This is a genomic window from Flagellimonas aequoris, from assembly GCF_003584165.1.
Taxonomy (GTDB): domain Bacteria; phylum Bacteroidota; class Bacteroidia; order Flavobacteriales; family Flavobacteriaceae; genus Flagellimonas; species Flagellimonas aequoris.
Window position 1 is genome coordinate 72,546 of record NZ_QXFJ01000011.1, and the last position, 14,056, is coordinate 86,601.

Here is a 14,056-nt window from a genome sequence, read left to right on the forward strand (position 1 = left end):
CTATGGTTCCACGTGGAACATTTTCATTTTTTCTTCCTCCTTCGCGCGCATTATTTTCTTGTCCTCTTCCGACTTATCGCCATATCCCATAAGGTGTAAAACACCATGGCTCATCACCCGCAACAACTCTTCGTGGAAGTCCACCTCAAAACTTTTGGCGTTCTCTTGGACCCTTTCCGTGGAAATAAAAATATCTCCGGAAATAGTCCTTCCGTTGGTATAATCAAATGTGATAATATCCGTAAACGTATCGTGATTTAAATACTCTTGATTGAGTTTCAAAAGATAATCGTCCGTACAAAATATATAGTCGATTTGTCCTAGTAAGAAGTTTTCAGATTCCAATATTCTATTTACCCAATCGGAAAAATCGGATTTATTCTCCAACAACAAATCAGACCTAAAATGAAACTCAATCATTATTGAAATATACCTTTACTTTCTTTTCAAAATTTTGCCGCAAAGGTAAAGCTTGTCTATTTAATATTTCAATGTCGTTATGGTAATCTTTTAATAGCTCGGGTTTTGTGGTAATGGGGTTCGTAAAAGTATTCTTGTTGGTCTCACTTTCACGCTCCTTTTTCTCGCCTTGTTCCAAGCTGGCATTTTCCAATTTCATCAATTGATGTTGGATGTTGTTCGCCTTGCTCATGGTTCTATTGGTAATGCCATTCTCTAGAAGGTCATTCTCAAAATCCTCCATTTGTTGGATCAGCTTTTTGGTGAGGTCCTGATCAGACTTCTTAATCATATCATTCAATTGCTCCTCCAACTTTTCCCGAAGAAACTGTTGCTCCTTGTAAATCTCATAAACTTCATTCAGGCTCATCTCTTCAAGACCATTGCCGGTTTGACCTCCTGTAGATCCATTATCACCATTCTGTCCTTCTCCCTGTTCCTTGCCTGAACCCTGTGAACCCTTCTCGCCCTGTTGCCCTTTTCCATCGTTCCCCTTCTGTTCCCCTTCCTGCTGTGATGGTTTACCTTCCTGACCTGAACCCTGCATTTTATCTTGAATATCTTGCTGCCCTTTGATGATATCCGGCAACTGGAAATTGGACCCTTGACCATTTCCCTGACTTGGGTTCATGTTCTGTTGCATATTGTCCAAAACATTGGCCAAAAAATCTGCAAGCGAATTCGTGGCATTCATCACATACTGCTGATAAGAGGCCCCTTGATAAATTTGGTTTTCAGCAATACTTTCCAGGGATTTATCGATGTTATAATAGACCTCCGTGATCTGTTCATTTACAAATTCGGACAATTCTGCCCTTCTCAAGGACAGGGCAAATAAACTGTCATCCACATGTTCAAATAACCTCCGTAGATTCTGTTGGTCTTTGACCGTTTTGGAAAATTGGGAAATATCCACATCCGCGGTTTGAAGGTTATCGAACAGGTTCTCTTGTTTGAAAGAAAACGTGACCAAGTTATCCAAAATCTGTCGCAACATTTCGGCATCTTCGGAATCCGTTTCGCCACCTCCCATAGAACTTTGCTGCATGGCCTGGCTCAATTCCCGCATCTTCTGTGCTGCTGACTTTTGTTTTTTGGACGCATTATTTCCAGCTTCTTGCTTTTGTATACTTTGGGAAGATTCATCCATTCCCTGCTGTTTGTTGATTTCCTCCAAAGCATCCTTTTGGTCTTCCTTTATATCATCGGTCTTCTTTTTATCTGTGTCCAACTCCAACGGCTTTTGTAACTTCTGATTATCCTTTTCCAATTCTCGGATGTCCTTCTCCAAACCATCAAAGTTTTCATTAAGCTTTTTTTGCTCTTTGTCACTAAAATCCTGTCCCAATTTAAGTTCAGAGAGTACCTCTTGCTTCTCGGCTAGTTTCTCTAATTCAATTGCCAACTGCGAAGCCTTTTCAGTGACATAGTAGCGTTTGGTCAATTCCAAGATCTGCTCTAGGTTCCTGGTATTTTTGCCTTGGTTTTTACCCAGTTCCTCAAGTCGCTTTTGCAATTCTTCCTTATCAATCTTATCAGCAATCTTGTTGAGTTCCTCCAAAAGCTCAGCATTCTTTTTGGCCTCCAATTCTTGTCGTTCCAAACGTTCCTGCAACATCTTTTTTAGCTCACTATCCTCGCTCCCCTTGTCGATACTCTCATTCAACTCCCTACTGAACTTTTTCATCAGGGCTTCCTGCTGCTCTTGCTTCTTCAAAAAGTTTCTGATTTCCCCCTTGTCCTCATAAGAAAGCGTTTTTTCCTCCTTCTGACTCTCAGTAATTTTAGAGAGCTCTTGCTTTTGTTCCTTAAATGCTTTCAAGGATTCATTCATCTTGTTCAGAGTAGCGTCTTGAAACTGTAACTCCTTGTTTATCAGTTCATTATTATCGTATAGCGTAGCGTTGAAAATAGGGCTTTTGGTAACTTTTCCGCCTCTAATACCATCATTATCAACCACTTCGAAAAACAACTTATAGCTCCTGCCTTCCTCCAATTGCAGTCCAGATGGAAAAGTGTAATAGAAACGATACACATTGGTATTGGGGGTTTCCAGATCCAACCGTTGAATAGCCTTGGCATCATCCGAAGGATAACAGACCAAGCGTATCCTACTTATCCCATAATCATCAGTGGTCTGACCAGTGTAGAAAGATTGGTTAGGATTCAAGGAATCCAAAAATTGTTCCACGTGGACCGTGGCATTGGCATCCTTTACAACATCCAATTGATAACCAAGTTTTTCAAAATTCTTCACATGGGAATTTGAGGTGTTCAACTCATAGGCAAAATCATTGTACAGCCTACTTTGGTATGTAAAAGAATTACCGTCTTCGTGAAACTCATAAATAGAATCCTTTGAAGACAGTTGTATGCCTTCTACATTAACTCCCTCTATCTGCCAGGTTACCCGAGTCCCTTCAGGTATCACCGCGTTACCCGTGCCCGATATCATCTCTGGTGACTTATTAAGGTATTTGGGATACAGCATCTGCATTTTAAAATCAACCAATGCGGGTGTGGCATAACTTTTAACGGAGTAGCTTCTGGAGTTCCAACCATTGGCCATTAGATAAAATGAGCTTTCCGTCACCGGTGCTTCAAAAGTATAGGTGTACTCACTACCAATCTGCTTCATCAACAATTCCTCACCATTTACTACAATACTCATATTTTCTGGCCGAATAGACCCTTCTGTGGTGGCCCTGATCGTGAGCGGTTCGTTGTCCAAAACGTCCAGCTTATCGTTCAAAAGATGAAAAGTAAACGGTGCCGGTTTTTCATAGGCCAGGTCATAATGCAACACCCTTTCATGGGAATTGAAGAACGAAACAATGTTGCCAGAAATCCAAATAAAAGCAAGAAGCACCACCGGAATCACGACATACTTGGCATAGGAATAACTTTGTTTAAAATCCACCGCCTGTGCAAAAGGTATGGGTTTTAGACTGCTAGCCCTTTGTTCAATACTGGCCAACAAAAGGTCGGTCTTCTCATTGGAATCCGAAAGTTCCAAAAGGTTCAGCAGTTTATCATCAACATTAGGAAAATGCTTCCCGATCAATACAGACGCTTCCCTGTTGGTGATTCCGCCTCGAATTCGAAATGAATATAAAAGGGGTACAACAATGAACCTATAAAATAAGAACAATTCAATCAAAACAAAGAGGATGAACAGGGTCAACCGCCAACCTTGGTTCAACCACAACAAAAACTCCAAAGATGTTATGGCAATCCAAAAAAGCATGCCGAGAGCCAAGAAAAGTAAACCTCCCTTGATCAATTTCTGGGTGTAGTACTTTTTGATGAAAGCACTCAATTTGTTCAATATTTCCTCGTAATTGCCCAATTGCTGAATTTATCTTCTACCAAAATACCTGATCCTTAACAAATCAGGAGAAAATTTTTGTTAAACCTTGACGAACAACACACCAAGAAACACAGGAAACGCATCCATCAATCCTTTTCTAATCGTAAAGCGGAGCGTATCTTTGCGCCATAAGCATAATGCCATGAGTGAAAAAGTAAGGGTCCGATTTGCGCCCAGCCCAACGGGGCCATTACACATTGGCGGTCTCCGCACTGCGCTGTTCAACTATCTCTTCGCCAAGAAAAATGGCGGTGATTTTCTGTTACGAATCGAGGATACCGATCAAAACCGTTATGTGGAAGGGGCCGAAGAATACATTATCGAAGCCCTGAACTGGTGCGGAATTCCTTTTGATGAAGGACCCGGTAAAGAAGGTGCATTTGGGCCATACCGCCAAAGTGAACGCAAAAACCTGTACAAAGCCTATGCCCTTCAGCTTATCAAAAATGGAAATGCGTATTACGCCTTTGATTCTGCCGAAAGTTTGGATTTTCACAGAAAGGACCACGAGGAAAAAGGCAAAACGTTCATTTACAACTGGCATAACCGATTAAAACTATCCAATGCACTTTCACTGTCCAAAAAAGAAGTGGATGCCAAATTGAAAGCGGGCGAAGATTATGTTATCCGTTTTAAGTCGCCACAGGATGAACAGCTTATCTTGAACGATATCATTCGGGGTGAGATAACCATCGACACCAACATTTTGGATGATAAAGTCTTGTTCAAAAGCGATGGCATGCCCACATACCATTTGGCCAACATTGTGGACGACCATTTGATGAAAATTACCCACGTCATCCGCGGTGAAGAATGGTTGCCGTCTTTAGCATTGCACCAATTGCTCTACCAAGCCTTTGGATGGGATGCCCCTAAGTTTGCACACCTGCCACTCATCATGAAACCTGTTGGAAAAGGGAAGTTGAGCAAACGCGATGGTGAAAAAGGAGGTTTCCCTGTATTTCCCCTTTCATGGAATGAATCAACGGGCTACCGCGAAGCCGGTTTCTTCCCGGAGGCTGTGGTCAATTTTTTAGCCCTATTGGGTTGGAACCCAGGAACGGAACAGGAAATATTCTCCCGGGATGAACTGGTACAGATTTTCAGTTTGGAACGCGTGAACAAATCCGGGGCACGATTCGACCCAGAAAAAAACAATTGGTATAATCAGCAGTGGCTCCAAAGAAAAACGGATGATGAATTGGCTGAAATATTTATCAAAGACATACAAGAGAGACAAATTAAAGTCGACTTTGCAAAGGTGAAAAGGGTGGTTTCCCTGATCAAGGAAAGAGCTGTTTTTGTTTCGGATTTCTGGAATTTGAGCGATTACTTTTTCCAAACACCAACCAGCTATGAGGAAAAAGCGGTAAAAAAACAGTGGAAAGAAGACACTCCCCAAATCATGGAGGAAGTTTCGGAAGTACTGTCCGGCATTACAGAATTTGAATCTTCTAATATTGAGACCCTAGTAAAGGAATGGATCTCCAAAAAAGAACTTTCCTTTGGGAAGGTAATGCCTCCATTGCGTCTTATCATTGTCGGCGACATGAAAGGACCCCATTTGTTCGACATCTTGGAACTGATTGGAAAAGAAGAAAGTATACAGCGGATCAAAACCGCCATTACTACCTTATCCAATTGACGGATCTGTAACAAAACTTGATCGATGGCGACCTATGGTGTGCAAGAGTTTCGTAAATTCCATTTCTAACATAAAAATCTAAACACTATGGGCAATTATTTCATAATACCTATCATATTTTTTGCGCTTGTCATTTTTTTCAAGTTCTTCTTTATCGTAAAGCAACAAACCGCCGTCATCATAGAACGGTTTGGTAAGTTCCATAGCATTCGCCAATCGGGACTACAGATGAAAATTCCGTTGGTGGACCGAATAGTCACCCGAGTAGGTTTGAAAATTCAACAGCTGGATGTTATTGTGGAAACCAAAACGCTTGACGATGTATTCGTGAAATTGAAAGTTTCTGTTCAATATGTGGTCATCAAGGATAAAGTATATGAGGCGTTCTACAAACTTGAATATCCCCATGATCAAATCACTTCCTACGTATTCGATGTGGTCCGTGCGGAAGTGCCCAAAATGAAATTGGATGATGTTTTTGTGAAAAAAGATGACATCGCCATCGCCGTAAAGGCCGAATTGCAAGATGCTATGTTGGAATACGGATATGATATCATCAAAACATTGGTGACCGATATCGATCCTGATGCCCAGGTAAAAGCGGCCATGAACCGTATCAATGCTGCGGAACGTGAAAAAATCGCCGCCCAGTTTGAAGGAGATGCCCAACGGATCTTGATTGTGGAAAAAGCGAAGGCTGAAGCCGAAAGCAAAAGATTGCAAGGTCAAGGTATAGCCGATCAGCGTAGGGAAATTGCAAGAGGATTGGAAGAATCCGTGGAAGTATTGAACAAGGTGGGCATCAACTCACAAGAGGCTTCCGCTTTGATCGTGGTGACCCAACATTATGACACCCTACAGGCCATTGGCGAAGAGACCAATACCAACTTGATTTTGTTGCCCAACTCCCCACAGGCCGGTAGCGACATGCTGAACAATATGGTAGCTTCCTTCACGGCGAGCAACCAAATTGGGGAGGCCATGAAGAAACAGAACAACAAGAAAAATGGTGACTAAAAACCATTAATACCCATAAAAAAAGGCTCCCATGTGGAGCCTTTTCTGTTTTTAAGATATTGGTCTAACCAATCTTTTTCAAAATTTTCTTGGCAACTATTGAAATGGCCACCTTTTGGATAATGGGTGTAAGCCCTCCCAAAATATTCACGGGATAAAGCTCCTTCTTGGTGTTTTGAAGTGCCAATTTCAATTGTTCCTCGTCTATCTGTCTTTCCAACTTCAAGATTTTAAGATCTTGATCTATGGCCTCAAAGGATGTATATTGCTTTTGTATCATAGTTCATCAAAATAAAATTTAGAAAACTTCTCCAGTAGCGGTCTTTCCAATCTTTGCCTGAAGACGAATATGATTATACCTATCAGTACATAAAATCCTCCGACCAACAAAAACCCCAAGGCGTTACTATCCAGTGAGCTTCCGATCCAAAAAGCAGCGCTTATCGAAAGGAACAAAAGGGCCATGGCCACCATTGATCCAATCAGGATGACCTTAGCGCCCATGGTAATACCCTGCATCATGGACTTAAAGCTTTTCAACCTATAAAAGTCGATGCTGTTGTTTACATAGGACTTGGCACTATGTTCCGCCTCGGAAAACTGCTCTTTGATGTCTTCGAAAGCCATGTACTATTTTTGAAGTTCTGCGTTCTTCTCTCTCAAGTCTTCCAACTTTCTTTCCAAGGCCACGATAATATCATCGGCCTTATAACTCATGTTGGAAAGCGTGTCCTCCAATTTTTCCTCGAACTCCATTTTTTTGGCTTCAGCCGTTTTATGGAATTCGTTCTTGGCATTGGATATGGTATCGGCCAAATCATTTTTTGCCTTTACGGCACTTTTTTTAATTTTCTTCCTGGTCTTGGTTCCCTTGTCGGGAGCATAAAGAATTCCGACTCCGGCTCCCACAATGGCACCGGTCAATAATGCTGTTAAAATGTTTCCTGTATCATTAGACATAATTTCTAGGTTTTAAGATTAAACTTTAGTGAAGTATCCATCGAACGTCATATCATCTTTCAAAATCATACCGTCCCATCGATACAATGCTAAGATACCCTAGTATAAAGGGGAAGCTTGATGCAATCCATATAAAGATTGACTCTTACGATGAAAAAAGGAAAATAAGAGGGTTTTATAGGGCTTTATCCCTTTGGTCGGTCAATTGGGTTCCCCAAATAAAAAAGGGCGCCAAAAAGCGCCCAATGGATTCGTTTTCTATAAAATAAACTGATTGTTATTTTTTATTCAATAAGAGATAGCTATACTAGTCTTTTTGTTCTAATTTTGCCCAAGTATCCCTTAAAGTAACCGTTCGGTTAAAAACCATTTTCTCCTTGGTCGAGTCCTTGTCCACATTAAAATATCCCATGCGTTGAAACTGGAATTGATCTCCTACTTGAGCTTCCTTTAAACTAGGTTCCAAATAGCCGGTAATTTTTTCCAAAGAATCAGGATTCACAAAATCCATGAAATCTTTGTCCTTGTGTCCATCTGGTGTGGGATCCGTAAACAGTCGATCATAAAGTCTTACTTCTGCGGTCATCGCATGTGGTATGGAAACCCAATGCAGGGTACCCTTTACTTTTCGAAGGCTTTCTTCTGTACCTGAACCGCTCTTACTTTTGGGGTCATAAGTGCATTGTACTTCTATCACATTGCCTTCACTGTCCTTGGTGCAGCTATTGGCCTGGATGATGTAACCGTTCTTCAAACGAACTTCTCCACCGAGTTTTAACCTAAAGAACTTTCTGTTGGCATCTTCCCTAAAATCCTCTTGTTCAATATATAACTCTCTAGAAAAAGGAACTTTTCTAAAGCCGGCCGATTCATCCTCTGGATTATTTTCAGCATCGAGCCACTCTTCTTTCCCTTCCTCATAATTGGTGATGACCAACTTTAAAGGATTGAGTACGGCCATGACCCGTGGCGCGATTTTGTTCAAATGTTCCCTGACATGGAATTCCAACAAGGAAACATCCACCACGTTCTCGCGTTTGGCAATTCCGATGGTGTCCGCAAAATTCTTGATGGATTCCGGGGTATAGCCCCTTCTTCTCAAACCTGAAATGGTGGGCATCCTAGGATCGTCCCAACCAGCCACCACTCCACTGGTCACCAATTGCAGTAACTTCCGTTTGCTCACCACCGTATGGCTTAAATTCCTACGGGCAAATTCACGTTGTTTTGGGCGTAGTTTATCAGTAGATACCAATTGGTCCAAAAACCAATCGTATAGTTCCCTATGTGGTAAAAACTCAAGTGTACAAAGGGAATGCGACACTTGTTCGATATAATCGCTCTCACCGTGTGTCCAATCGTACATAGGATAAATACACCAATCGGTATTTGTTCTGTGGTGGGCTTTGTGCAATATGCGGTACATGACGGGGTCGCGCATCAACATATTGGAAGAGGCCATATTAATCTTGGCTCGAAGCACGTGCTCACCTTCCTTGAATTCCCCATTTTTCATTCCTTCAAACAGCTTCAGGTTTTCCTCCGCGGAACGATCTCGATAAGGGCTAGGCTTTCCAGGCTCCGTTGGTGTCCCTTTCTGGCTGGCAATCTGCTCCGAAGTCTGACTGTCAACATAGGCTTTGCCCTGCTTTATCAACTCAACGGCCCAATTGTACAATTGTTGAAAATAGTCAGATGCATAGCATTCCGTATCCCATTCATAACCCAGCCAAGCGACATCTTTTTTGATGGCCTCCACATACTCCTTTTCCTCCTTTGCGGGATTCGTGTCGTCAAAGCGAAGATTGACAGGGGCATTGTACTTTAATCCCAACCCAAAGTTGAGGCAAATGGAACTTGCATGACCAATGTGAAGATACCCATTTGGTTCGGGGGGGAAACGGAACCTCAACTGATCCGATCCATACCCTGTTTTCAGGTCTTCCTCAATGATGTGCTCTATAAAATTCAGCGATTTAACTTCTTCCGCCATACCCAAAATTTGAAGCGCAAATGTAGCAAAATCAACCATTCCTAGCTATTATTTGCACTTTAGTGTATACAAAGTACGCGATTTCACAACACTTTTTCTGTCCCCTACAACAATATCTTTCCGTTCGACGAAATTAACAACATATTTGTTATTGGAATACTATATGAAATCGAGGCGCCTGAGAACCGCCACGAAGAACAAACACATTTAAGGGGCACAAACTAACAGGGCATTATTGCCCATAACCTCTTAAAAACTAACGGTGATGAAGAAAAGAAGTTCAACCTATGGTATTCCGTTCTTGGCCTTGGCCCTTATGCTCCTTTTTGCCTCTGGAGCCAATGCCCAGGTATTGTACAAACCTACTCCGGCGGATAACCCCAACCTTGCGGGAAATTCGGCTTGGACAGCAGCGTGTGCCTCAGCTAGTTTTAACGAATACTTTGTCAACTTTACCTGGAATCTTCCTTTAGTGGCCTCAAACAACGAGTTCATCCTAGAGCTATCAGATGCCAATGGCTACTTTAGCAATCCTGTGGAGCTTGATCGGGTAAGCGATAAGAACACGGTTTTTGATTTCGAATTTCAGTTCGCATTGCCCACGGACACTCGTGGCGAAAACTATAAGTTCAGGGTCAGGAGTACCAATCCTGCCAAGACAAGTCCTGCATCGGATGCCTTTTCGATGTATTATATCGATTACAACTCACCCTTGCTGATAAGTCAAAATGGTAGCGGTACCATTCCTTCGGGTGGAATCATCCAAATATGCGGAGGAGGTTCCGTAACCCTAAAACCCCATAACATACCCAATGCAAGCACCTATCTGTACAACTGGTACCGCAGTGGAACGCTCTTGGCAGAAAAATCGGAAAGCATCACCGTATCCGAGCCGGGAATGTACTACGTGGAACTGGATTATGGATCCGTGTGTTCGGGTTCCGCCAACACATTGTCCAATACTATTGAGATAAGTACAGGAACCAGCGCGGGTATTGCCATTACAGGTGATAGCGCTATAGCGGTTTGTCCAGGCTCCTCCCAAATACTGGAGGCCAACATCACTGGAATGGGCTATTTGTATACTTGGTATAAAGACGGTTCAAAAATTAGCGGCCCCACAGTTGAGGGAAGCACATATACCGTAAACGCCACTACTGCTGGTTTTGAAGGTTCCTATACAGTAGAAATCAGCGGAAGCGGTGTCTGTGTGGAACAATCTGCTCCTGTAACCATTACCAGCGCAGGTGATTTTGAGGTGGCTCTTCAAAGTGCAGAAAATATTGTTTTGTTGCCTTCGCAATCCAAAACCTTGTCCGTTACCACTACTGCTTCCTCACCAACCTATCAATGGTTTAAAGATGGTGTTGCCATAACCAACGCAACAAATAGTTCTTTGGTTATCAATGGAATAGGAGAGTACTATGTAGAAGTGACCGAAAACGGAGGTCCCTGCACCTCGGCTCCAAAAAACTCGGCCGTTACCACTGTGGTTGCCCCAGATTCTTTTGAGTTCGTTGTTGACTTTGTCGGTACGTATTCCTCATGTGAAAACACCGATGCCACATTAAGCCTTACCACCATCAATGCGGTAAGCGATAACGGAGCAAAGACCGATGTAACCTCTGATCTACAATCATCCTTTGCTTATCAATGGAAATTGAACGGTGCCAATATTACTGGTGAAACGGCAAAAACCATTACGGTTACTGACCAAGCCAAAAATGGAACATACACATTGACCGGAACCATTGATGCTTTCAATGCCGGTTCCAACAACCTTGAAGTTAAACTGGCTTCCAATCAAACTTTACAGATTACCGCTAATGGGACGGTGTATTGTGAAGGTGGGGATACAATCGTACTGGAAAGCTCCATGGACCTTAGTAACGAAACCTTTGAATGGAAAAAAGACGGTGCCTTAGTAAATAGTTCATCAGCCAGCCTGACCGTAGGTCAACCTGGTGTATATCAATTGGTTATTACCACGAACGATTGCCCAATTGTTTCCAACCAAGTGACCATCAATCCGTTTGATGCTTCCTTGCTTGTTCTGGACAAACCAAGCGACCTCATCATCATAGAAGGGGAGACCGGGACCATTACGGCAAGTGGTGCGGATTCCTATGAATGGTACGATGCTGGAAACAATCTGATATCAACACAAAACTCCTATGGCTTCCAAGAAGAAGGCGAATACCTTTTGGTGGCCAGCTTTGGTACTTGTACCGTAAGCAAAGTCATCACCGTAACCTTTAGGGATATGTTCGCCATACCCAACGTAATCACGGCCAACGGTGACGGTATCAATGATCTATGGGTATTGCCCAATACCTATTCAAGAGACCCTAACGTTCTCGTTACCATTTTCAACGAAAGGGGAGAACAGGTATTTAGCCAAGCAGGCTATGAGAACAACTGGCCACAATCCACCACAAGTTTCAATAAACAGAGCATGATCTTCTACTACAAGATCACAAGGGGTGGAAAAAGCCTGAAACAAGGAACCATCACTGTTATCAAATAAACAGCAATGCAAACCAAAAAACCTCTACTACTTACATTCATCTTGCTACTTGTCTTCTCCGGAATGCGCGGACAGGAAGAGGATCCTTATGTACCCTATAACGTCCCTTCCCAAAACTTGTTGAAATTCAACAGGTTCTTGATCAACCCGACGTTTTCCACGGTTCGTGAGGACAAATCCTATATCAATTTGTTCCACAGGAACCAATCGGTATCTTTTGATGACAACAATCAAGTCTACTTCTTGAGCTATAGTGGTAGGGTAAGTGATAGGAGTGGTGTAGGGGTAAGCCTTTTTACCAACAGGGAAGGGGTTTTCAACAACTTTGGTGTCCATGCCAACTATGCCTACGGGGTACGTTTAAGCCCTAAGAGCACTTTCACCTTTGGTGCCAATGTAAGTTATTACCAAAGTGCCCTTAACCAGGACCGTATCAACTCTGTTGATGTGGATCCCTACTTGAGTACGCTGGAAAGCAGTTCTTTGGTTAGTTTTCAACCTGGTTTTAATTTCTCCTTTGGGAATTTTGATATCGGTGGATTTGCCGAAAACCTGTTTGATTACAATCTAAAAACCAGCGAATCGGTTACCGATTTTACAGAAAAAACTTATTCTGGGCACCTACAATATACCCATCAGTTTAAAAATGGCGCGGGCATTATGGAAAAAGCCCGTTTAATGCCTTTGGCCAGGGTGAGAAAAGTGGGCGACCAGAACTTGGTGCTCGGAGGAAACCTTATCCTTGACCTTCCCAAATTGGGTTGGGTACAAGCAGGTTATGATGATTATTACGGTGCTTCAGCAGGACTTGGTTTCAACCTGACCAAGAACATCTCCTTGGGTTACACCTTAGAAAAAGGGTTATCCAACGATTTTGAAAACTTTGGGGTCACCCATGAGATTTCACTGGCCTATTCCTTCACCCCGAACCTTACAGAGGACCGCGTAATGCTTGAAAAAGACAATGAGGACTTGGTTTCCAATGAAGAGGAGGTTCCCCAAGACAGCCTTAACATTACCGACAAAGATCTGGAAATTGCCCAACTGAAGGACAAATTGGCCGAAAACGATGCCATTTTGGATGAACTTCTGATGCGTCAGGATTCCTTGGAGACCAACAGAAGGCAAGACTTGGAAAAGCGTTTTGAAACCGTTATGAAAATGGTGCAACGCGAGACCAGGGGACAGAACCCAGCTTTGGAAGAAAAAGCCAAAGAGGTCTATTTCGCCAATATGGACAGCACCGATATTGTGACCAGAAAAACACAGCCTTTGTCCAACCATGGGTTGACCAATAACACCTCCACCAAAAAAGTCATCAAAATAAACGAAAACAAGAACAACGGTCGATTGGCACAAACACCTGTCAATAAAGACAATACGTATAGGACTACCGCAACCAAAAGCAATAGGGCCTACTTCAAATCGCATAGCGTTCCCAATGTGGAAAGTGGACATTACTTGATTGCCAATGTGTTCAAGGATCCACACAACGTAGATCAGTTTGTTGAAAAACTTAGGGCACAAGGTATTGATGCCGACTATTTTGAAAATCCAAAGAACGGTCTCAACTATGTTTACCTAGGCGATTTCGAAAACAAAAAAGAAGCCTTAAATGCCTATCACTCCAAAATGGATGGCAAATACCAAGGGGATGCCTGGATCATGAATGTGAACGGCAGTCATGACAAAATTGGTGGGTTGGGCAATACATTGGCCAGCAATTCCGGTTCCAAATATGATAATTCGGTACTGTCCAAAAATGTGGCGAATACCGTATTGGGCCATGGAAAAATGAATATGGCCGTAAAGACTGCTTCCATAGATGGGCTTCCTTCCGGCTTTTACATCATAGCCAGTGTATTTGAAAGCTCCTCCAATGCTAGATATTTTGTAAAAGAACTGAATGCCAGAGGATTGAACGCAAGCTATTTTGTTAATCCTAATGATGGTCTACGCTATGTATACCTCAAAAAACATGAAACTTGGGGCAACGCCCTAACCTCATACTACTCCAAACTAAACGCCTCGTATGAAGACGACATGTGGATCATGCGAGTAAAACCAAACACAACCGCATAGAAC

10 protein-coding genes are annotated in these 14,056 nt (G+C 42.6%); 4 read left to right on the forward strand and 6 right to left on the reverse strand.

All coding sequences use genetic code 11. The features are described 5' to 3' along the window. Together ybeY and D2U88_RS04990 are read right to left on the reverse strand one after the other, a co-directional pair. The gene (ybeY, locus tag D2U88_RS04985) at positions 1-420 is read right to left on the reverse strand and encodes an rRNA maturation RNase YbeY (RefSeq protein ID WP_119639213.1); all 420 of its coding nucleotides are present in this window, start codon (positions 418-420) and stop codon (positions 1-3) included. Further along, a complete protein-coding gene (locus D2U88_RS04990; protein WP_119639214.1) occupies positions 413-3,808 on the reverse strand; it encodes a hypothetical protein in 3,396 nt (1,131 codons plus the stop codon). Before D2U88_RS04990 ends, ybeY begins: the two co-directional genes overlap by 8 nt. 163 nt (positions 3,809-3,971) lie before the next feature. Between D2U88_RS04990 and gltX the strand changes: the two genes are divergently transcribed. Both gltX and D2U88_RS05000 read left to right on the forward strand, forming a co-directional pair. Then, positions 3,972-5,474 (forward strand): glutamate--tRNA ligase, encoded by a 1,503-nt coding sequence (gene gltX, locus D2U88_RS04995; protein WP_119639215.1) that lies wholly within the window; start codon positions 3,972-3,974, stop codon positions 5,472-5,474. Positions 5,475-5,561: 87 nt separating this feature from the next. Further along, positions 5,562-6,491: an SPFH domain-containing protein gene (locus tag D2U88_RS05000; RefSeq protein ID WP_119639216.1), complete on the forward strand. Its 930-nt coding sequence runs from the start codon at positions 5,562-5,564 to the stop codon at positions 6,489-6,491. 64 nt (positions 6,492-6,555) lie between these two features. Here D2U88_RS05000 and D2U88_RS05005 read toward each other — a convergent pair whose 3' ends face one another. The 4 genes from D2U88_RS05005 to D2U88_RS05025 form a co-directional block, all read right to left on the reverse strand. Next, positions 6,556-6,771: a DUF6327 family protein gene (locus tag D2U88_RS05005; RefSeq protein ID WP_119639217.1), complete on the reverse strand. Its 216-nt coding sequence runs from the start codon at positions 6,769-6,771 to the stop codon at positions 6,556-6,558. After that, entirely contained in the window at positions 6,768-7,118 is a 351-nt protein-coding gene (locus D2U88_RS05010) for a DUF5656 family protein (RefSeq protein ID WP_119639218.1), read from the reverse strand. The genes D2U88_RS05005 and D2U88_RS05010 overlap by 4 nt, the downstream gene beginning before the upstream one ends. A gap of 3 nt (positions 7,119-7,121) precedes the next feature. Next, complete coding sequence (locus D2U88_RS05015) at positions 7,122-7,451, reverse strand: YtxH domain-containing protein (protein ID WP_119639219.1); 330 nt, start codon at positions 7,449-7,451, stop codon at positions 7,122-7,124. Between the two features lie 307 nt (positions 7,452-7,758). Then, entirely contained in the window at positions 7,759-9,444 is a 1,686-nt protein-coding gene (locus tag D2U88_RS05025; RefSeq protein WP_119639264.1) for a glutamine--tRNA ligase/YqeY domain fusion protein, read from the reverse strand. A 265-nt stretch (positions 9,445-9,709) separates the two neighbouring features. On the opposite strand from D2U88_RS05025, the gene D2U88_RS05030 reads away from it, so the two are divergent. Together D2U88_RS05030 and D2U88_RS05035 are read left to right on the forward strand one after the other, a co-directional pair. Beyond that, positions 9,710-11,971 (forward strand): T9SS type B sorting domain-containing protein, encoded by a 2,262-nt coding sequence (locus D2U88_RS05030; RefSeq protein WP_119639221.1) that lies wholly within the window; start codon positions 9,710-9,712, stop codon positions 11,969-11,971. 6 nt (positions 11,972-11,977) lie between these two features. Further along, a complete protein-coding gene (locus D2U88_RS05035) occupies positions 11,978-14,053 on the forward strand; it encodes a PorP/SprF family type IX secretion system membrane protein (RefSeq protein ID WP_119639222.1) in 2,076 nt (691 codons plus the stop codon). The last annotated feature ends 3 nt before the right edge of the window (positions 14,054-14,056 follow it).